Origin of the sequence: Arthrobacter sp. zg-Y1110 (genome assembly GCF_025244865.1) — a bacterium.
Classification (GTDB): Bacteria; Actinomycetota; Actinomycetes; order Actinomycetales; family Micrococcaceae; genus Arthrobacter_B.
Genome location: NZ_CP104272.1, coordinates 2,966,345 through 2,983,821 on the forward strand (window position 1 = coordinate 2,966,345; position 17,477 = coordinate 2,983,821).

The window sequence follows — 17,477 nt, forward strand, 5'->3', positions numbered from 1 at the left end:
GGCGCAGCGGCGCGCCGGCGAAGGAAGCGGGGAGTCATGGAAACCGATATGGAACACCTGGACGTGCTGGTCATCGGCGCCGGCCTGAGCGGCATCGGCGCGGCCTGCCGCCTGCGCATGGACCATCCGGGCCGTTCCGTCGCCCTCTTGGAGACCCGCGGCCGCGCAGGCGGCACCTGGGACCTGTTCCGCTACCCCGGGATCCGCTCCGACTCGGACCTCTACACCTTCGGCTATGACTTCCGCCCGTGGCGTGAAGAGAAAGCCATTGCCGACGGCCCGAGCATCCTGCATTACCTCAAGGAGACCGCCGCAGAATACGGCGTGGATTCCCTGATCCGGTACCACCACCGCGTGCTCTCCGCGGACTGGTCCAGCCGGGACGCATGCTGGACCGTCACGGTCGAGCGCACCCGGACGCCGGAAGCCGGCCCTGACCTTGCCCCGGCCGAACCGGTGGGAACCGGGGAAATCCTGCATCTCACCGCCGGCTGGATCTTCAACGCCGCCGGCTACTACCGCTACGGGGAGGGCTACGCGCCGGAGCTGCCCGGGCGGGAACTGTTCGCCGGACCGGTGGTGCATCCGCAGCACTGGCCCGAGAACCTGGACGTCGCAGGGAAACGGATTGCCGTGCTTGGCAGCGGAGCCACGGCCGTCACCCTCGTTCCGGCGCTGGCGGAGCTGGGCGCCCGCGTGACAATGGTCCAGCGCACGCCTACCTATATCCTTCCCGTCCCGGCGGAGGATCCGCTGGCCCGGCGGCTGCGCGGCGTCGTCGGGCCCGAACGGACCGGCCGGATCATGGCCGAGGTCAGCGCCCGCCGGCAGCGTGCCATCTGGGTGTTCTGCCAGCGCTGGCCGGACCTGGCCCGGAAGCTCATCCGCGGTACCCAGGCCCGTAATGTACCGGAGGGTTTTGAGCTGGATAAGCACCTGAACCCGCCGTACCGGCCGTGGGACCAGCGGCTGTGCGCGGTGCCGGACGGCGATTTCTTCACCGCCCTGCGCAGCGGCAACACAACCGTGGTGACCGGCCGGACCACCGGGTTTACCGAGCGCGGCCTCCGGCTGGCTTCCGGTGAAGAGGTGGAGGCCGACGTCGTGGTGACCGCCACCGGATTCACCGTCCAGGTGCTGGGCGGTATGGAATTAAAGCTCGACGGCGTGCCGGTAAACCTGGCCGAGCACGTCGCCTACCGCGGAGTGATGCTCAGCGGCATCCCCAACATGGCGTTCGCCATCGGTTACACCAACGCTTCCTGGACGCTAAAGGTCGGGCTGCTGACGCAGTGGTTCTCGCGGCTGCTCAGCTCCATGGACCGGCACGGCTACACATCGGCCGTCCCCGTCGCGCCGCCGGACATGCATACCCGGCCGCTGCTGGACTTTGGCGCCGGCTACGTCCAGCGCAGCCTTTCTTCCCTGCCCCGGCAGGGCGACCAGGCTCCCTGGCTGATGACCATGAACTTCCTGGCCGACCGGAGGGACCTGCAGAAAGGTGCGCTGGCGGATGAGTACCTGCACTTCAGCGGTGACGCCGGCGGGGCCGACAATTCGGCGGAGGACCGGTTCGTCACCCTCGGGTCCGGGCTGCGGCTGTGTTACCGGATCGAGGGGCCCGACGACGGCGAGCCGGTGGTCCTTTTGTCCGGCCTCGGCCTGGACCTGGAGGCGTGGCCGGCCGCATTCGTGCAGGGCCTGACCGCTGCCGGTTACCGCGTCATCCGGCCGGATAACCGCGACGTCGGACGCTCCTGCCGGATGGACACCCCCACACCCACCCTGCTGCATCAGGTGCTGGCCCGGCCGATGCCCGGCGCCTACCGGATTGAGGACATGGCCGACGACGTCGCGGGGCTGCTCGAACACCTGCAGGTGGGCCGGGCCCATGTGGCGGGGATGTCGCTGGGCGGCATGATCGCCCAGTCCGTGGCCGCCCATCACCCGGACCGCGTCCTGACCCTGACCTCCATCATCTCCACCACCGGAGCCCGGGACGTGGGTGGCGCAACTTTCTCCACTAAGCGCCGGTTCGCGGCACGGCCTCCGAGGACCCGCGAGGAGTTCATCCGGGCACGGGTAGCCCTGATGCGTCATCTTTCCGGGCGGACCAACCCGGCGGATCCGGCGACGGAAGCCGAACTGGCCGGCCTGGCCTGGGACCGCGGAGCCTATCCGGACGGCGGGGCGGCCCGGGCCCGGCAGCTCGGTGCTATCAATGCCTCCGCCGACCGCACCGGGGCCCTGGCCGGAATCCGGGTTCCGACGCTTGTAATCCACGGCGACCGGGATCCGATTGTGCATCCCAGCGGGGGCGCGGCGACGGTGGCCGCCATTCCCGGCTCACGGCTGGCCACGATCCCCGGAATGGGCCACTACTTCTCCCCCGCGGTGGTGCCCGAACTGCTGAGGCTCGTCGCCGGGCACCTGGGTGCCCGCACCGCGGATTCCGCCTGAGTTTGAGCTAGTCGCCCATCCCGGGCTGCACCGGAACGACATTGATCTTGTTGGCGCCGGGGAAAACCTTCTTCGGTACGCGGGAGAAACCCTTGGCATCCAGGTGGTTCTTTGCGCGGAAAACGGCCACGGCGTCGTCGTACGCCTGATTCAGCCGGGCACCGGTGAGCACTTCGCTGGTGCCGTCGCTGAAGCGGACCGCGATGGAAGCGGAGGCCGGGAAATGCCGGTCCATCCGAATAAAGCCGTCATTGTCCTGCTGAAGAGTGATCAAGTGGTTCCGCCCTGAGAGTTGGTGAGCTTCCAGTCTCCCCTATCGCCGCGCCGCAGGTTTCCCCGCGACCGAAGCGGCTAAAGCACGGTGCCGCGGTTCCGGGTGAGAATAGAAGCATGTACATCGTCCTCGCACCCGGCACCGGCGCTGCCCAGGCGAAGGACGAGACCTGGACCCTGCAGGAAACCGACGACGCCGGCCTTCCGTCCGCGCCCGCCGTCGTGATTACCCGAGACCGGTTGCCCGCGGCCGTGCGGCACTATGAACAACAGCCGGTCCGCTGGGTCTGGGACTCTGCCCGCGCAGTCTATTCCCGGCTGCTGGCTGCCGGACTCACGGTGGAGCGCTGCCACGACCTCGCACTGGTGCGCGGGATCCTGCGGTTCGCCGAGTCGGTGCCCTCCACTCCCTACATCGAAAAACTGCGCGCCGCGGAAGAGGCTCCAGACCCGGCGCCCCGCCAGCTGCTCCCGGTCCAGCACTCCCCCGACCAGACCTCCATCTTCGATACGCTCGACGCCCCCGCCGGAGCGGCGGCCGGTCCGCAGCAGGCCACCGCTGCCGAGCTCGCCGCCGAATTGGCGGACCAATTGGATGCGATCGCCCGTTCCACGTCGCCGGCGAAACTGAACCTGCTGGCCGTCGCGGAGTCCACCGGCGGCCTGATCGCCGTGGAAATGGAACACTCCGGCATTCCGTGGCGCCGGGACATTCACGAGGCCATGCTCCGGGAGAGCCTCGGCGAGCGGCCGCCGGAGGGCCAGCGCCCCGAAAAGCTCGAACAGCTTGTTGCCGAGCTGCGCCTGCTGCTGGGCAACCCCGGCTTCAACCCGGACTCCCCGCAGGAGCTGCTGCGGGCCCTGCACCGCGCCGGCATCGAGGTCCGCAGCACCCGCTCCTGGGAGCTGCAGCAGCAGGACCATCCCGCCATCGAGCCGCTGCTGGAGTACAAAAAGCTCTCCCGGCTCCTCACCGCCAACGGGTGGGCCTGGCTGGATGCCTGGGTGGACGGCGGCCGCTTCCGGCCCGAATACGTAGTGGGCGGCGTGGTGTCGGGTCGCTGGGCCTCCCGCGGCGGCGGTGCGCTGCAGATTCCCAAGACGGTACGGGACGCCGTTCGCCCGGACCCCGGCCACCGGCTCATCGTGGCCGACGCAGCGCAGCTGGAACCCCGTGTCCTCGCCGCCCTGGGGCAGGACAATGCTCTGGCGGCAGCGGCCCGCGGCAAGGACCTCTATCAGGGCATCGCAGACCGCAGTTTCGACGGCGACCGGGCCAAGGCAAAGATGGCAATGCTCGGGGCCATGTACGGGGCCACCAGCGGGGAATCGGGCCGGCTGATGCCGGTGCTGACCCGCGCCTACCCGCAGGCCATCGGCGTGGTGGAACGCGGCGCCCGGGCGGGTGAAGCCGGGCAGGTGGTGAGCAGCCACCTGGGCCGCAGTTCGCCGCCGGTATCGGAACGCTGGGTCCGCGCCCAGCAGAGCACCAGCGCCGAGGAACAACGCCGCGCAGATTCGCTGGCCCGCGCCCAGGGCCGGTTCACCCGCAACTTCGTGGTCCAGGCGACGGCGGCGGAATGGGCGCTGTGCTGGCTGGCGGAGATACGACGGCGGCTGCGGGCGGCGTCGTCGTCCGCCCCTGCAGGAGAACTGGTGTTTTTCCTGCATGACGAGGTGATGCTCCAGGTGCCTGCCGAACGGGTCGAGGAGGTCAGCGCACTGGTGACGGAGGCCGCGTCGGCAGCCACACGGCTGCTGTTCGGGCCGATTCCGCTGGAGTTCCCGGTGGTAGCCGTTGCCGTGGACTCCTACGCGGACGCCAAGTAGCAGCGCAGGCTAGAGAGCCGGAACGATTTCCCGGCTCTCATCCCAGGGCAGGGTCCAGCCCAGTTCATCCAGCACGGCGTTGAGGGTGATGCCGGTGAAGCCCCACACCAGCACTCCGTTCACGCGGAAGGCCGGCGAACGGTACGTCCGAGAGCCGTTCGTGATGACGGCGGTGCGCCGGTTTTCCGGATTGAGCAGGTCGGCCACCGGTACGCGGAACACCGATGCCGATTCCCCGTAGTCCACCACGTCCACCGGCGTGGGCCGGTCCCACCAGCCCAGCACCGGGGTGACCAGGAAGTTGCTGACGGGCAGTCCCACCTCCGGCAGGGTCCCGAGGACCGTAACGCCGTCGGGGTCCAATCCCGTTTCCTCCCGGGCTTCGCGCAGGGCTGCGGCTTCCGGGCCGGCGTCGGCGGCATCCAGGGAGCCGCCGGGAAAGGCCACCTGGCCGGGGTGGTCGTTGAGTGTGGCTGCCCGCTCGACCAGCAGGACATCGAGTTCGGCGGGGACCCCGGCGGAACGGAAGTCCGCTGGCTTGTCATCCAGGTTGCCGAAGAGGATCAGCACGGCGGCACGGCGGGCCGTGGCCGGGTCCACGCTGCGTCGCATCAGTTCCAGGTTCGCGTCGAAGTAGGTGGTGCGGGCGGCTGCGGAGACACCCAGCGCCCGCAGATCGGCGTAGGCGCTCATGCTTCCAGGCCGAAGCCGGCGGCCCGCAGCTGGGCCCGGGTTTCGGCGGCCATCATCCGGGCGTGCAGTTCCTCGCGGCCGGGCGCCAGCTCATACTTGAGCAGTTTGCGTGCCTTCGCGGGGTCCGTTTCGCCTTCACCGTAGGAGGGGCAGAGCTGGGCGACGGGGCAGGCGCCGCAGGCTGGTTTCTTGGCGTGGCAGACCCGCCGGCCGTGGAACACCACCCGGTTGGAAAGCGGGGTCCAGTCCTTCGGCTCGAACAGCGCCGCGACGTCTTCCTCCACCTTCACCGGGTCTGTGGCGGTGGTCCAGCCGAACCGGCGGGACAGGCGCCCGAAGTGGGTGTCCACCGTGATTCCGGGAACGCCGAAGGCATTGCCCAGCACCACGTTGGCGGTCTTCCGGCCGACGCCGGGCAGGGTGACCAGGTCTTCGAGCCGGTCCGGCACTTCGCCGTCGAACTCATCGACCAGCCGGGTGGACAGTGCTTTCACACTGGCCGCTTTCGCACGGAAGAATCCGGTGGGCCGGAGAATCTCCTGCAGCGTCTCCTCGTCGGCCTCCGCCATCGCCTTGGCATCGGGGTACCGGGCAAAGAGGATGGGCGTGACGGCATTGACCCGGATGTCCGTGGTCTGCGCCGAAAGCACAGTGGCCACCAGCAGCTCAAACGCGTTGGTGAAGTCCAGCTCGGCCACGGCGTAGGGATAAACCTCGCCGAGCATCCGGTTGATCCGCCGTGCCCTCCGCTTCAAAGCGAGGAGGGACGGATCGCTGCCGGTTGCCTTTGCCACTGCTGGGTGTCCTTCTACTGACGGTTGGATGCTGCTGATGGCCCCTGATGCTGTTCGGCCCTGCTGCGAACGGCCTACTGGTCGGCGTCGACGCGCTCAATGTTGCTGAGGTCGCGCAGCACGCCGATGCGCCCGGTGCGCTTGTCCTGGACCAGGAATTCGTCACCGCGGTCCTCAAGGCCCAGTTCCCAGTCACCCGGGTGGAACATAAACAGCGGCAGGCCGGTGCGCTCGTCCACAATCTGGCGCGGCGTGCCCACGGCGAACCAGAAGGCTTCCACCACTGCCTCGGACTCGTCACGGGTAGCGGTAATGGGTTCCGCGTTGCCGGCTTCGGCTTCGTGGGCCCCTGCTGCGGACGCTTCGGGGGTTCCGGCGTCGCGGACCACCGGATTCACGGTCGTGGCGGCCATGGGTTCCTCGGCCTGCATTCCGGCGGCCGGAGCGGCAGCGGGCTGCGCCTGCGTAGCCGGTGATGCCGTGGCGGGGGAAACCTGCGTCGAGGGGGTGGATGCAGCGTGCGCGGAGGTGGCGGGAGCGGCTGCTGCCGCCCCGGCGGTGGGGGTTCCGACGACGGCGGTGCCGCCCGGAGCGGAAACATCGGTGCCGCTCTGGCTCGGCGCGTCATGCACGGTGGTGCGGGCGTCCTCGTTGCGGCGCAGCGGGTTGGTGAAACGGCGGGCACCGGCGGCGTTCTCCGTCTCCGGCTTCGCTTCAGGCTTCGGGCGGGCCGGACGCGGACGCAGCGGCAAAGCATCGCGGGCAGTCAGCGCCGCGGCAGCTTCGGGGCGGTTACGGAATTCCCGGGCAAAGAAGGGAAGGTGCGGCGCCAGGGTGGTGGACACCACCAGGCCCAGGGAACCGACCAGCGCGACCATCGCGCCGACGCTGAAATCGGTCACCGTCTGGATGAAGAAGAAAGCCAGGGCCAGCACAGCTGCCACGGAGGCGAACTGGTCCAGGGAGAGCGATCCTACGCGGGGCTTCATCGTGGGCGCGAGGCGGCGGCCGGCAAACAGTCCGGCTACCAGCAGCGGCAGCAGGATGCCGATGCCGATGAAGAACAGGGAAAACGCATTCCAAAGGTTGAAGTCCTCTTCAAACCCGAGACGGGTCACCGTGAAGAACGGCAGGATGCTGCCCACGAGCATCACGAGGACCGAGCCGCCTACAACGGTGTCGCGAAGCCCGAAGGGCCCAACGAGGGCTTCCTGGTCCGTGGCGGCCGGATGTGCCGGCAGGCCCTTGTCCGTCGCGGAGGGATGTCCGCCGGTTTCCGAAGATCCGGCCGTGGTGCGGGCCTCGTTCTCAACAGGGGGGTTGTTCATACTGATCTCCATTCACGACCCCCCTGTCCCTTGACCGCACGGGGTGCGGTCAAGAACTGGAGGTGCGCATCTACGGTACGTAGGCGGTTGCTTCCTTCAGACAGCCTAATCAACGACGGCGAGGCAGACTAGCGCAGGGGCGGCGCGTCCCGGCGGAGTGACATACCGCTCACCGCATAATCGCGCCGTTTTGTGACTGATTATGTGAGCGCGGACACAGTGGCATAAAACCGGGGATAGGGTGGTTTGCAGCCATGCACGATTCCCCTAGTGATGGATTTTCAGCGAAGTGAAAGGGTTCAACCATGTCTGATCAGTCCCCTGCAAAGAAGCACGGAGACGCCTTCGAGAACCTGCTGCATGAAAGCCGCAGCTTCCCGCCGAGTGCCGAATTTGCAGCATCCGCAGTGGCCCGTCCCTCGCTGTATGAGGAAGCGGCAGCCGATGGGCCCGAGTTCTGGGCGCGGCAGGCACGGAGCATTCTCTCTTGGGAACAGGATTTCACCCAGGCGCTGGACTGGACTGATGCTCCGTTCGCCAAATGGTTTGTCGGCGGCAAACTCAACGCGGCGTACAACGCCCTGGACCGGCATGTCGAAGAAGGCCGCGGAGACCGGGTGGCCATTTACTTCGAGGGCGAACCCGGGGATACGCGCACCTACACCTATGCGCAGCTGACCGAAGAGGTCAAGAAGGCGGCGAACGCGTTCGAATCCTTGGGTGTCACCAAGGGCGACCGCGTGGCGGTGTACCTGCCGATGATCCCCGAAGCGGTCATCACCATGCTGGCCTGCGCCCGGATCGGCGCCGTGCACTCGGTGGTCTTCGGCGGTTTCTCCGCCGACGCCCTGCGCAGCCGGATCGACGACGCCGAGGCGAAGCTTGTGGTCACGGCGGACGGTTCCTACCGCCGCGGCAAGCCCAGCGCACTCAAGCCCGCCGTGGACGAAGCCCTCGCCAAGGACGGCCATACCGTCGAAAACGTGCTGGTGGTCCGCCGCAACGGGGAGCCCGTGGAATGGAACGACGGCCTGGACCGCTGGTGGCACGATGTTGTGGACACCGCGAGCGCCGAGCACTCCCCCGTAGCCCACGACTCCGAGCATCCGCTGTTCATCCTCTACACATCGGGAACCACGGGTAAGCCCAAGGGCATCCTGCACACCACCGGCGGGTTCCTCACCCAAACGGCCTTTACGCACTTGAATACCTTCGACCTGCACCCCGAAACGGACGTGTACTGGTGCACCGCGGACATCGGCTGGGTTACCGGCCACAGCTACGTCACCTACGCCCCGCTGATCAACGGAGCCACGCAGCTGATTTACGAAGGCACCCCGGATACCCCGCACCAGGGCCGCTGGTGGGAGCTGGTGGAGAAGTACAAGGTGTCCATCCTCTACACGGCTCCTACCGCCATCCGCACCTGCATGAAGTGGGGCCGGGATATCCCCCAGAAGTACAACCTCGAATCCATCCGGGTCCTGGGTTCGGTGGGCGAGCCGATCAATCCCGAAGCCTGGATGTGGTACCGGCAGGTCATCGGCGCCAACGGCGGCAAGAAGGAAAACCCGGCCCCGATCGTGGACACCTGGTGGCAGACCGAGACCGGTGCGCACATGATCGCCCCCATGCCCGGCATCACGGCCACCAAACCGGGTTCGGCACAGGTGGCCGTGCCCGGCATCTCGGTGGACGTCGTCGATGAGATGGGCGAGCCGGTCCCCAACGGTTCCGGCGGATTCCTGGTGGTCAAGGAGCCGTGGCCGTCCATGCTGCGCGGTATCTGGGGCGACCCGGAACGGTTCAAGGAAACCTACTGGTCCCGGTTCGACAACATGTACTTCGCCGGGGACGGTGCCAAGAAGGACGAGGACGGCGATATCTGGCTGCTGGGCCGCGTGGACGACGTGATGAACGTTTCCGGCCACCGGCTCTCCACCACGGAGATCGAGTCCGCGCTGGTGAGCCACCCGTCGGTGGCCGAGGCCGCCGTCGTCGGGGCCGCGGACGACACCACCGGCGAAGCCGTGGTGGCCTTCGTGATCCTTCGCGGCAGCGCCAAGGACGACGACGACATTGTCACCACCCTGCGCAACCACGTTGGCAAGGAAATCGGCCCCATCGCCAAGCCGCGGCATATCCTGGTGGTCCCCGAGCTGCCCAAGACCCGCAGCGGCAAGATCATGCGGCGCCTGCTCAAGGACGTGGCCGAGGGACGCGAAGCCGGCGATTCCAGCACGCTGGCTGACAATACAGTGATGCAGCAGATCGCGGCTTCCCTCAAGAAGTAGGCCCCGCAGAAAACAGCAGGTGCCGTCCCCTGATCGGGACGGCACCTGCTGTTGTTTAACCCTGTGCGACTTAGCCGACGGTGACGTCCAGGAACACGTCAATGTTGCCGCGGGTGGCGTTGGAGTAGGGGCAGACCTGGTGGGCGGCCTGGGTCAGCTTGTCCGCAGTGGCTTCGTCGACGCCGGACATCTCCACGTGGAGTTCAACGCCCAGCTTGAAGCCGCCGTCGTCGTTCTTGAAGATGCTGACGTCCGCCGTCACGGCGGCATCCGAGATGGGTGCCTTTTCCGCGCGGGCAATCATCTTCAGTGCGGAGAGGAAGCATGCGGCGTAGCCGGTGGCAAAAAGCTGCTCCGGGTTCGTGCCTTCGCCGGAACCGCCCATTTCGGTCGGAGTGGACAGGTTCACCTCGAGCTTGCCGTCGCTGGTACGGGCTTCACCGTTGCGGCCGTCGCCGGTGGCGGTGGCGGCGGCAGTGTACAAAGCGCTCATGGGGAACTCCTTTTGTGGGGAAAACTTGGTAGACCTCAAGGTAGACTAACTAGTACGTCTACTGCAAATGAGGAACAACGAATGAGGGGACCCATGACGGCAGCTACACCCGTGCGGGAGCGGATCCTGGCACGGGCCTCCCTCCTGTTTTACCGAGAGGGCATCCGGGCAGTCAGTGCCGACAAGATCATTGCCGCTGCCGGCACCACGAAGGTGACCTTCTACCGCTACTTCCGCTCGAAGGATGACCTCGTGGTCGCCTACCTGCGGGAGCAGTCGGCGGCGATGCGGGCGCGGGCAGCGGAGCTGGACCCGGATCCGTGCACCGGGCTGCTGCAGTTCGCCGAAGCGATGGGTTCCGAGGCCTGCAGTGCAGGCTTCCGCGGCTGCCCGTTCATCAATGCGGCGGCGGAATATCCGGACCCGGGCCATCCCGTCCGGGTGGTTGTTTCCGAGCACCGCGCGTGGCTGCATGCCCTCGTTAGCGAACGGCTGGAGCAACTGGGCGCCGCGGACGCCGGACAGCTCGCGGACCAGCTGCTGATGCTGCGGGACGGCGCAATGGTGCACGGATACGTGGCGGACGGCACCGCCGTCGAACCGGCACTGATCACGGCCGGAAAGGCACTGGTCCTCCCGCACCTTCCGGAGCCGGGACAGTCCTCCTAGCTCCGCCGAAATCCGGACCAGTGTGACGTTGGACTCATGGACTTGGTGAAACCCTCCACTGCTAGGACAATTCCTGTCTGTGTCTACTACACCCGCAGCGGCCGCACTGCCCGCTTCCCCCACCCCCTCCTCTTCCAAGATGGCCCGCAAAGTTGCGGGCGCATCGTTTATCGGCACTGCTTTGGAGTCCTACGACTTCTATGTTTTCGGCACCGCCGCAGCCCTGATCCTGAACCGGATCTTCTTCCCAGACGTGGATGCGGCAACAGGCATCCTGCTGTCCTTCCTCACCCTGGGCATGGGCTTCATCGCCCGACCCCTGGGCGCCATTCTCTTCGGCCACATCGGTGACCGGGTAGGACGCAAAACGTCCCTGATCGGAACCATCGTCCTGATGGGTACCGCCACCGGAGCCGTGGGCCTGCTGCCGGACTACAACACCATCGGGATCTGGGCGCCGCTGCTGCTGGTGGCGCTGCGCCTCCTCCAGGGCCTGGCTGTCGGGGGTGAATGGGGCGGTTCCATCCTGATTGCCACCGAGCACGCCGCTCCCCGAAAGCGGGCGCTGTACGCGGCCATTCCGCAGATCGGTTCGCCGGTAGGCACCATCATGGTCACCGGCATCTTCCTGCTGCTTACCCAGGTTTCCGACGAGGACCTGGCAGCCGGGGTCTGGCGCATTCCGTTCCTGCTGGCCTTCCCCTTTATGGGCATCGCCCTGTACCTGCGGCTGGCCATCGATGAAACCCCCGTTTTCAAGGGCGTGGCACAGGCGCACCAGATCACCCGGGTTCCGCTGCTGGAGGTGCTCCGCACCCAGTGGGCTGCGGTCCTGGTGGCGGCCGCGGCTGCGCTGCTGGGTATCGGCTCCTACTTCCTGATGACCACCTACACCCAGTCCTACGGGACAACGGTGCTTGGGCTGTCCGAATCCACGGTCCTGAACGCGGCATTGGTCGGTTCGGTGCTGCAGCTGGCAACCATCCCCGCCTTCGGTTTCCTGGCCAACCGGATCGGTTCGGCGCGGATGGTGATGGCCGGGGCCGTTGCCACCCTGCTGATCTCCTTCCCGCTGTACTTCATCATCAGCAACGCCACCGCGCCGGTCTACATCCTGACCATCCTGATCGGCGGGATCGCGCCGACGGCGGCGTGGGCGGCACTGGGGGGATTGATGGCGGATCTGTTCCCGGCCCGAACCGGGTTCACCGCCATGTCCCTGGCCTACAGCCTGGCCGGCATCCTCTCCGGATTCACCCCGTCCATCACCCAGGTGTTCTCCAACGCAACCGGCGGTGCGTGGTGGCACCCCGGCGTCGTCCTGGCCCTGATGTCCCTGATCACCATTGCCGGCGCGCTGGCCGCCCGCCGCATGACAGCGCGCAACACGGCCGCAGTGCAGCCTTCTGATCTGAGCTCCGGCATAGTTAAGCCATGACTTCAGCCGGCACCCGCAACCTCCTCGTCCTAAACGGCCCCAACCTGAACCTGTTGGGCACCCGCGAACCGGCGATCTACGGCAGCTCCACCCTGGCGGATGTGGAGGCCGCGGCCATGGCCGCGGCCTCCGCCCACGGCTGGACCGTGGACTGCGTCCAGTCCAACCACGAAGGCGATCTGATCGATGCCATCCACGCGGCGCGTGGCACCGCGGACGGCATTGTCATCAATCCCGCTGCCTACAGCCACACCTCGGTGGCCATCCCGGACGCGTTGTCCGGCGTGGAACTTCCGGTGGTCGAGGTTCATCTGAGCAACATCCACCGCCGCGAGGAGTTCCGCCACCACTCCTTCGTCTCCGCGGTGGCGGAGGTAGTGATCTGCGGGGCCGGTATCAGTGGCTACCGCATGGCGGTGGACTACCTGATCGGGTCCGCCGCCGCCGGGCAGTCCGCGGAGTAGCCATGGCCGCCACTGCGCAGCGGTATGCCCGGTTCGCCGAATTCGAGGCCCGGGGATCCTCCGATGTGTATGAGCAGTGGACCGCGGCTATCAGCGCGGATCCTGAGGTGCTGGAGCTGATTGACGCCCTTCCGGAGGCCAAGCGCCAACCCAACCTCGTGCTGGCGGCCGCCCGGAGCCGTGGCGCCGCCGCCGGACCCTACGCGCAGTTCCGTTCCTTCCTGCAGGAGCATTGGGAAGACATCCGGACGGTCATCCTGCGCCGGAGCACGCAGACCAACGAACCCCGCCGCTGCGCCGTCCTCCTTCCCCTGTTCGCCGAGATCGCGCGGACGGAGGGTCGCCCGCTGGCCCTGATCGAAGTCGGCGCTTCCGCCGGGCTGTGCCTGTATCCGGACCGCTACGGTTACCGGTACGACGACGGCGACCTCCTCAACAATCCGGGCCGCGCGGACCTAATCCTGGACTGCACGACCACCGGCAACCCGCCGCTGCCGCGGTCCTGTCCCGAAATCATCCACCGCACCGGGGTGGATCTGTCGCCGCTGGACCCTGCCGACCCCGAAGACCTCGCCTGGTTGGATGCCTTGATCTGGCCCGGCATGGAAGACCGCCGGACACTCCTGAAGGCAGCGGCCGAAACCGCCGGCTGCTCCCCCGCCCGGATCGTCCAGGGGGACCTCAACGCCGAAATCGCCGGATTGATTGAAGCAGCCCCGCCCGAGGCCGCCGTCGTTGTGTTCCACACCGCCGTCCTTGCCTACGTTCCGAAGCCGGACCGGGAAATCTTCCGGGACACGGTGTCCAGCTATGTGGATATCCCCGCACGCCCGGTGCATTGGATCTCCAACGAGGGCAGCGGCGCTCTTCCGGGGCCGGCAGAGCCTGAACACGGTACGGAACCCGGACTGTTCGTCCTGCACCACAACGGCAGGGCCGTGGCCCGCACCGGAGCGCACGGGCAGTCCCTGCACTGGCTATAGCGGGGTACTGCTGTCGTCTGTTTTTATTTGCTGGTGCACTGACCGGCCGAAACCGGGCTGTCATAACCCGGCGCGGCATCAACCACCGGGCCGACTTCAGCCAGTGAGAGGGCATAGCCGATGGGCTGGTCGCTGGTGGTCTTAGCGAAAATGATGCCGGCGAGGCTGCCGTCCATGCCCAGCAGCGGCCCGCCGGAATTACCCTGCTGCACGTTCGCGGCCAGGGTGTAGACCTCCAGCACCGAGGGGGAGGTTCCGTAGATATCCCGGACGGACACGTTGGACAGGCCCTCGACACTTGCGGCCTGCAGCCGGAACGGGCCGCCCGCCGGGTACCCGGCAAAGGCCGCGGTGGTGCCGGCTTCAAGCGGCTCACCCACGGGGACGGGATCGGCGTCGAGGCCTTCCACCGCGAGGACGGCCAGGTCGCGGGCTGAATCGAAGTGGACCACCCGTCCGGGCAGCACGCTGCCGTCGGGAACCTCCACCACTGGTTCGTTCACGCCGGCAACCACGTGGGCGTTCGTAAGCACGCGGTCATCCGCCACCACAACACCTGACCCTGTCTGGTTCTGTCCGCACTGGTACGCCGTGCCGGTGATTTTGAGGACCGACGCCGATGCGGTCCGCAGCTCCGCGGAGTCCACCTCCGCGCTGGGCGGGACAGCCGTTTGGGGTGCGGCGCTGTCAAGGATGGTCGGCAGCCCCTCGGAGACAGTGAAGGAACGAATCTGCGCGCTCCAGGTCTTCACCTGCTCGGGGGTGGCATCGTCAATGGTGGTGAGTACCTTCGAGGCGGCAATCTGCTGGGACAGGAACGGAACGCCCAGCGTCGTCACGCTAAAGGCAAGCATGGCCATGACCAGCGCTGCCACTGCAAGGTTGGCTGCACCGCCGAGTACGCGGTCCAGGAACCTCAGCGGCGGGAAATTCAGCCACCTGCGGATCATGCCGCCAAGCGCGGCCCCGGCTGCGTGGCCCACGAGCACGAGGACGACGGCCGTGGCAATGACCACCGTCAGCCGCCAGCCGTTATCCGGAACCCATTCGGCAACCAGCGGAATCGCGAAAAAGGCGCCAATGGCGCCGGCAACGAATCCGACGATCCCGCCGAGGGTCACCACCAGTCCGTTGCGCAGTCCTGCAACGAGGTAGAAGAGCAGGACGAGGAGCAGGATGATGTCCAGAAGTGTCAGTCCGAGCACAAAGAGCTCCAAGCGTGTCAATCGGGGTGGCCCGGCGGTGGAAGACCGCTGCAGTTGCGAGTTTATAGGGACAACCTGCGGAAGCCGTTATCAGGATTGCTCCCGCGCTTGTGGTCCTGCCCTCTTTTTCGCACCTATCAGTGAACAAACGTGCTTCAGGTATCACTAGGGGGTGACGTGCGGCAAGATAATAAGGAGAGACCACTATTTACAGGAGATTTCATGGATATCGAGGTACTGCGCCGCGCGCCGTTGTTCGCCTCTCTGGGAGACGACGTCTTCGCCGCCCTGACCGAAGAGCTCACTGAGGTCGACCTCTCACGCGGCGCCTCCGTCTTCCGCGAAGGCGATCAGGGCGACCAGCTCTATTTCATCGTCTCCGGCAAGATCAAGCTTGGCCGCTCCGCCCCGGACGGCCGGGAAAACCTGCTGGCGATCCTCGGCCCGGGCGAACTGTTCGGCGAGATGGCCCTCTTTGATCCCTCGCCCCGGAACGCCACGGCAACCGCCGTTTCCGAAACCCGCCTAGCGGGCCTCCGCCACGAGAACCTGCGCGCCCTGATTGAAACCCGCCCCGAGGTTTCCGTCCAGCTGCTGCAGGCACTGGCCCGCAGGCTTCGCCGCACGAACGAGTCCCTGGCGGACCTCGTGTTCTCCGACGTTCCGGGCCGCGTGGCAAAGGCGCTGTTGGACCTGGCGGACCGCTTCGGCCGTCCCGCGACCGACGGCATCCTGGTTGCGCACGAGCTCACCCAGGAGGAACTGGCCCAGCTGGTTGGCGCCTCCCGCGAAACGGTGAACAAGGCCCTCGCCGAGTTTGTCCAGCGTGGCTGGCTGCGCCTGGAAGCCCGCGCGGTTGTCATTCTTGACGTCCAGCGGCTGCGCCAGCGCTCCCGCTAAAGGCAAGAAACACCAACAACGGCGGCGCCGGTCCCTGGGACCGGCGCCGCCGTTGTTGGTTGAGAACCGTGCACGTTTGTGCACCGGCCGGGCCGCAGCCGGCTAGCGCCCGTGCTGGGAGGATCCTTCGGTGCCGCCACCCGCACGAACGGCTACGCAGGGCTTTCCGTCAACCTCGACCAGTTCCGGCTGGTAGACGGCTGCGGGCCGGCGGCTTGAAAGATAAGCGATACAGCCTCGGGCGGACGCTACCTTTTCCAGGGTGAGTTCGACGGCGGGAACCACCAGTTCGCCCAGGGTCAGCCCGGACGTGTCCGGCTGGCCGATTTCGTCGCCCAGCTCGGTGCTGTCCCGCGCGGCAATGACTTCCGCCGCCGGTTTCCAGTCTGCCCAGACACCTTTACCCTCCAGCAGGGTGGCGTCCTGGCCCACCGGCTGGACCGCGGCAAAGTAGCGGGTATCGAAGCGCCGGAGCGCAAAGTCGGCACTGTGCCAGTTGGAGAGCGGGCGCAGAAGGTCCGTTCGCAGACCGAGTCCGCGCTTACCAAGCAGCTCCAGGAAGGATGCCTCCTGGGTGGCAATGGCCGTCCGTGCAGCCATCCATTCCGGGCCGCGGTTGCTTTCCAACAGGGTGGACTCGTCAGGGCCGGCCAGCAGGATTCCGGTTTCTTCGAACAACTCGCGGATTGCGGCCACGACGTGGCGGCGGGCGTGCCGGGCGTCGTCGGCGCCCATGGACTTCGCCCACAGTGCCGGGGCCGGACCGTACCAAGCGACCTGCGCGTCGTCGTTCTCTTCGATGCTGCCGCCCGGGAAGGCGACCTTGCCCAGGGGCGATTCGCCGCGCCGATAGGAAAGGTACGTCTGGGTACCCCGCGGGGAGTCCCGCAGCAGCACCACCGAGGACGCCAGCCGCGGTTTGCGGGGCGTGCGGTCGGGGCGCTCGAACCAAGTCTGGGCCGCCACCCGGTCCGCGGGGGCTACCGGGAAAAGCCGGACTGAGGAGTTAGGCAAATTCAACGATCATTTCTACTTCAACAGGCGCGTCCAGAGGCAGGACCGCCACGCCGACGGCGGAACGCGCATGGCTTCCCGCGGAGCCGAAGACATTTCCCAGCAGCTCGGAAGCACCGTTAATGACGGCCGGCTGGCCGGTGAAGGAAGGGTCGGAGGCGACGTAGCCCACCACCTTGACCACACGTACCACGCGGTCTAGGTCACCAATCTGAGCCTTCACGGCGGCCAGGGCATTGACGGCGCAGATGGCCGCGTAGGACGCGGCATCCTCTGCGCCCACTTCGGCACCGACCTTGCCCGTGGCCGGCAGGACCCCGTCCACAAACGGCAGTTGGCCGGATGTGTGGACGAGGTTTCCGGTGATCATGGCCGGAACGTAGACGGCCACCGGGGACGCGACGGCGGGAAGGCTCAGGCCCAGTTCCCGGAGCCTGACCTCAACAGCCGAGACTGCACCGGCAGCGCCGGTCACTGGTTTTTTTCGCGTTTCATGTAGGCAACGGAACCGGTTCCGTTCGGCGCCGAAGCGATCTGTACCAGTTCCCAACCTTCGTCCCCGTGCATATTGAGCACTTGGCCGGGTGTGTGCAGTGGAAGAGGCGTAATGAAGTATTCCCATTTGGTCATAAGGGAAAG

17 protein-coding genes are annotated in these 17,477 nt (G+C 67.0%); 8 read left to right on the forward strand and 9 right to left on the reverse strand.

All coding sequences use genetic code 11. The features are described 5' to 3' along the window. Nucleotides 1-36: 36 nt before the first annotated feature. Nucleotides 37-2,460, forward strand: a complete 2,424-nt coding sequence (locus tag N2K99_RS13860; protein ID WP_227932960.1) for an alpha/beta fold hydrolase — start codon at nt 37-39, stop codon at nt 2,458-2,460. 7 nt (nt 2,461-2,467) lie between these two features. On the opposite strand, the gene N2K99_RS13865 is transcribed toward N2K99_RS13860, so the two are convergent. Then, nucleotides 2,468-2,734 (reverse strand): hypothetical protein, encoded by a 267-nt coding sequence (locus N2K99_RS13865; protein ID WP_227919136.1) that lies wholly within the window; start codon nt 2,732-2,734, stop codon nt 2,468-2,470. Between the two features lie 116 nt (nt 2,735-2,850). On the opposite strand from N2K99_RS13865, the gene N2K99_RS13870 reads away from it, so the two are divergent. Beyond that, the gene (locus N2K99_RS13870; RefSeq protein ID WP_227919146.1) at nt 2,851-4,563 is read left to right on the forward strand and encodes a bifunctional 3'-5' exonuclease/DNA polymerase; all 1,713 of its coding nucleotides are present in this window, start codon (nt 2,851-2,853) and stop codon (nt 4,561-4,563) included. Nucleotides 4,564-4,572: 9 nt separating this feature from the next. On the opposite strand, the gene N2K99_RS13875 is transcribed toward N2K99_RS13870, so the two are convergent. The 3 genes from N2K99_RS13875 to N2K99_RS13885 form a co-directional block, all read right to left on the reverse strand. Further along, nucleotides 4,573-5,256 (reverse strand): CoA pyrophosphatase, encoded by a 684-nt coding sequence (locus N2K99_RS13875; RefSeq protein ID WP_374200030.1) that lies wholly within the window; start codon nt 5,254-5,256, stop codon nt 4,573-4,575. After that, the gene (gene nth / locus N2K99_RS13880; RefSeq protein ID WP_231709216.1) at nt 5,253-5,981 is read right to left on the reverse strand and encodes an endonuclease III; all 729 of its coding nucleotides are present in this window, start codon (nt 5,979-5,981) and stop codon (nt 5,253-5,255) included. The genes N2K99_RS13875 and nth overlap by 4 nt, the downstream gene beginning before the upstream one ends. A 143-nt stretch (nt 5,982-6,124) precedes the next feature. Further along, on the reverse strand, nt 6,125-7,378 hold the full coding sequence (locus N2K99_RS13885; RefSeq protein WP_227919150.1) for a hypothetical protein: 1,254 nt from the start codon (nt 7,376-7,378) through the stop codon (nt 6,125-6,127). Between the two features lie 305 nt (nt 7,379-7,683). On the opposite strand from N2K99_RS13885, the gene acs reads away from it, so the two are divergent. Further along, nucleotides 7,684-9,672 carry an acetate--CoA ligase gene (gene acs, locus N2K99_RS13890; protein WP_227932959.1) on the forward strand — a complete coding sequence of 663 codons (1,989 nt, stop codon included), beginning with the start codon at nt 7,684-7,686 and terminating at the stop codon, nt 9,670-9,672. Nucleotides 9,673-9,742: 70 nt separating this feature from the next. On the opposite strand, the gene N2K99_RS13895 is transcribed toward acs, so the two are convergent. After that, the gene (locus N2K99_RS13895) at nt 9,743-10,165 is read right to left on the reverse strand and encodes an organic hydroperoxide resistance protein (RefSeq protein WP_227919155.1); all 423 of its coding nucleotides are present in this window, start codon (nt 10,163-10,165) and stop codon (nt 9,743-9,745) included. A gap of 93 nt (nt 10,166-10,258) precedes the next feature. Here N2K99_RS13895 and N2K99_RS13900 point away from each other — a divergent pair, with 93 nt between their 5' ends. From N2K99_RS13900 to N2K99_RS13915, 4 genes are all read left to right on the forward strand, one after another. After that, the gene (locus tag N2K99_RS13900; RefSeq protein ID WP_227932958.1) at nt 10,259-10,834 is read left to right on the forward strand and encodes a TetR/AcrR family transcriptional regulator; all 576 of its coding nucleotides are present in this window, start codon (nt 10,259-10,261) and stop codon (nt 10,832-10,834) included. Nucleotides 10,835-10,913: 79 nt separating this feature from the next. Next, on the forward strand, nt 10,914-12,272 hold the full coding sequence (locus N2K99_RS13905; RefSeq protein ID WP_227932957.1) for an MFS transporter: 1,359 nt from the start codon (nt 10,914-10,916) through the stop codon (nt 12,270-12,272). Further along, a complete protein-coding gene (aroQ, locus tag N2K99_RS13910; RefSeq protein WP_227932956.1) occupies nt 12,269-12,736 on the forward strand; it encodes a type II 3-dehydroquinate dehydratase in 468 nt (155 codons plus the stop codon). The genes N2K99_RS13905 and aroQ overlap by 4 nt, the downstream gene beginning before the upstream one ends. A gap of 2 nt (nt 12,737-12,738) precedes the next feature. Further along, a complete protein-coding gene (locus N2K99_RS13915) occupies nt 12,739-13,719 on the forward strand; it encodes a DUF2332 domain-containing protein (protein ID WP_227932955.1) in 981 nt (326 codons plus the stop codon). Nucleotides 13,720-13,742: 23 nt separating this feature from the next. Here the strand turns inward: N2K99_RS13915 and N2K99_RS13920 are convergent, their stop codons facing one another. Then, complete coding sequence (locus tag N2K99_RS13920; RefSeq protein WP_227919166.1) at nt 13,743-14,924, reverse strand: MarP family serine protease; 1,182 nt, start codon at nt 14,922-14,924, stop codon at nt 13,743-13,745. A gap of 222 nt (nt 14,925-15,146) precedes the next feature. Here N2K99_RS13920 and N2K99_RS13925 point away from each other — a divergent pair, with 222 nt between their 5' ends. Beyond that, nucleotides 15,147-15,824 (forward strand): Crp/Fnr family transcriptional regulator, encoded by a 678-nt coding sequence (locus N2K99_RS13925; RefSeq protein ID WP_146360700.1) that lies wholly within the window; start codon nt 15,147-15,149, stop codon nt 15,822-15,824. Nucleotides 15,825-15,926: 102 nt separating this feature from the next. Here the strand turns inward: N2K99_RS13925 and N2K99_RS13930 are convergent, their stop codons facing one another. The 3 genes from N2K99_RS13930 to N2K99_RS13940 are packed head-to-tail and all read right to left on the reverse strand — an operon-like array spanning nt 15,927 to nt 17,468. Then, complete coding sequence (locus N2K99_RS13930; RefSeq protein WP_227919168.1) at nt 15,927-16,838, reverse strand: NUDIX hydrolase; 912 nt, start codon at nt 16,836-16,838, stop codon at nt 15,927-15,929. Then, nucleotides 16,831-17,313 carry a RidA family protein gene (locus N2K99_RS13935; RefSeq protein WP_227919170.1) on the reverse strand — a complete coding sequence of 161 codons (483 nt, stop codon included), beginning with the start codon at nt 17,311-17,313 and terminating at the stop codon, nt 16,831-16,833. Before N2K99_RS13935 ends, N2K99_RS13930 begins: the two co-directional genes overlap by 8 nt. Then, nucleotides 17,310-17,468, reverse strand: coding sequence for a DUF4177 domain-containing protein (locus tag N2K99_RS13940; protein WP_227919175.1), 159 nt, complete (start codon nt 17,466-17,468; stop codon nt 17,310-17,312). Before N2K99_RS13940 ends, N2K99_RS13935 begins: the two co-directional genes overlap by 4 nt. Between the last annotated feature and the right edge of the window lie 9 nt (nt 17,469-17,477).

Excerpts from the sequence above, each read along its gene's own strand:
- N2K99_RS13940 (WP_227919175.1), bottom strand. The coding sequence starts at position 17,468 with ATGACCAAATGGGAATACTTCATTACGCCTCTTCCACTGCACACACCC.
- N2K99_RS13885 (WP_227919150.1), bottom strand. The coding sequence starts at position 7,378 with ATGAACAACCCCCCTGTTGAGAACGAGGCCCGCACCACGGCCGGATCT.
- N2K99_RS13870 (WP_227919146.1), top strand. The coding sequence starts at position 2,851 with ATGTACATCGTCCTCGCACCCGGCACCGGCGCTGCCCAGGCGAAGGAC.
- N2K99_RS13895 (WP_227919155.1), bottom strand. The coding sequence starts at position 10,165 with ATGAGCGCTTTGTACACTGCCGCCGCCACCGCCACCGGCGACGGCCGC.
- N2K99_RS13860 (WP_227932960.1), top strand. The coding sequence starts at position 37 with ATGGAAACCGATATGGAACACCTGGACGTGCTGGTCATCGGCGCCGGC.
- aroQ (WP_227932956.1), top strand. The coding sequence starts at position 12,269 with ATGACTTCAGCCGGCACCCGCAACCTCCTCGTCCTAAACGGCCCCAAC.
- N2K99_RS13915 (WP_227932955.1), top strand. The coding sequence starts at position 12,739 with ATGGCCGCCACTGCGCAGCGGTATGCCCGGTTCGCCGAATTCGAGGCC.
- N2K99_RS13925 (WP_146360700.1), top strand. The coding sequence starts at position 15,147 with ATGGATATCGAGGTACTGCGCCGCGCGCCGTTGTTCGCCTCTCTGGGA.
- acs (WP_227932959.1), top strand. The coding sequence starts at position 7,684 with ATGTCTGATCAGTCCCCTGCAAAGAAGCACGGAGACGCCTTCGAGAAC.
- N2K99_RS13875 (WP_374200030.1), bottom strand. The coding sequence starts at position 5,256 with ATGAGCGCCTACGCCGATCTGCGGGCGCTGGGTGTCTCCGCAGCCGCC.
- N2K99_RS13900 (WP_227932958.1), top strand. The coding sequence starts at position 10,259 with ATGACGGCAGCTACACCCGTGCGGGAGCGGATCCTGGCACGGGCCTCC.
- nth (WP_231709216.1), bottom strand. The coding sequence starts at position 5,981 with ATGCTCGGCGAGGTTTATCCCTACGCCGTGGCCGAGCTGGACTTCACC.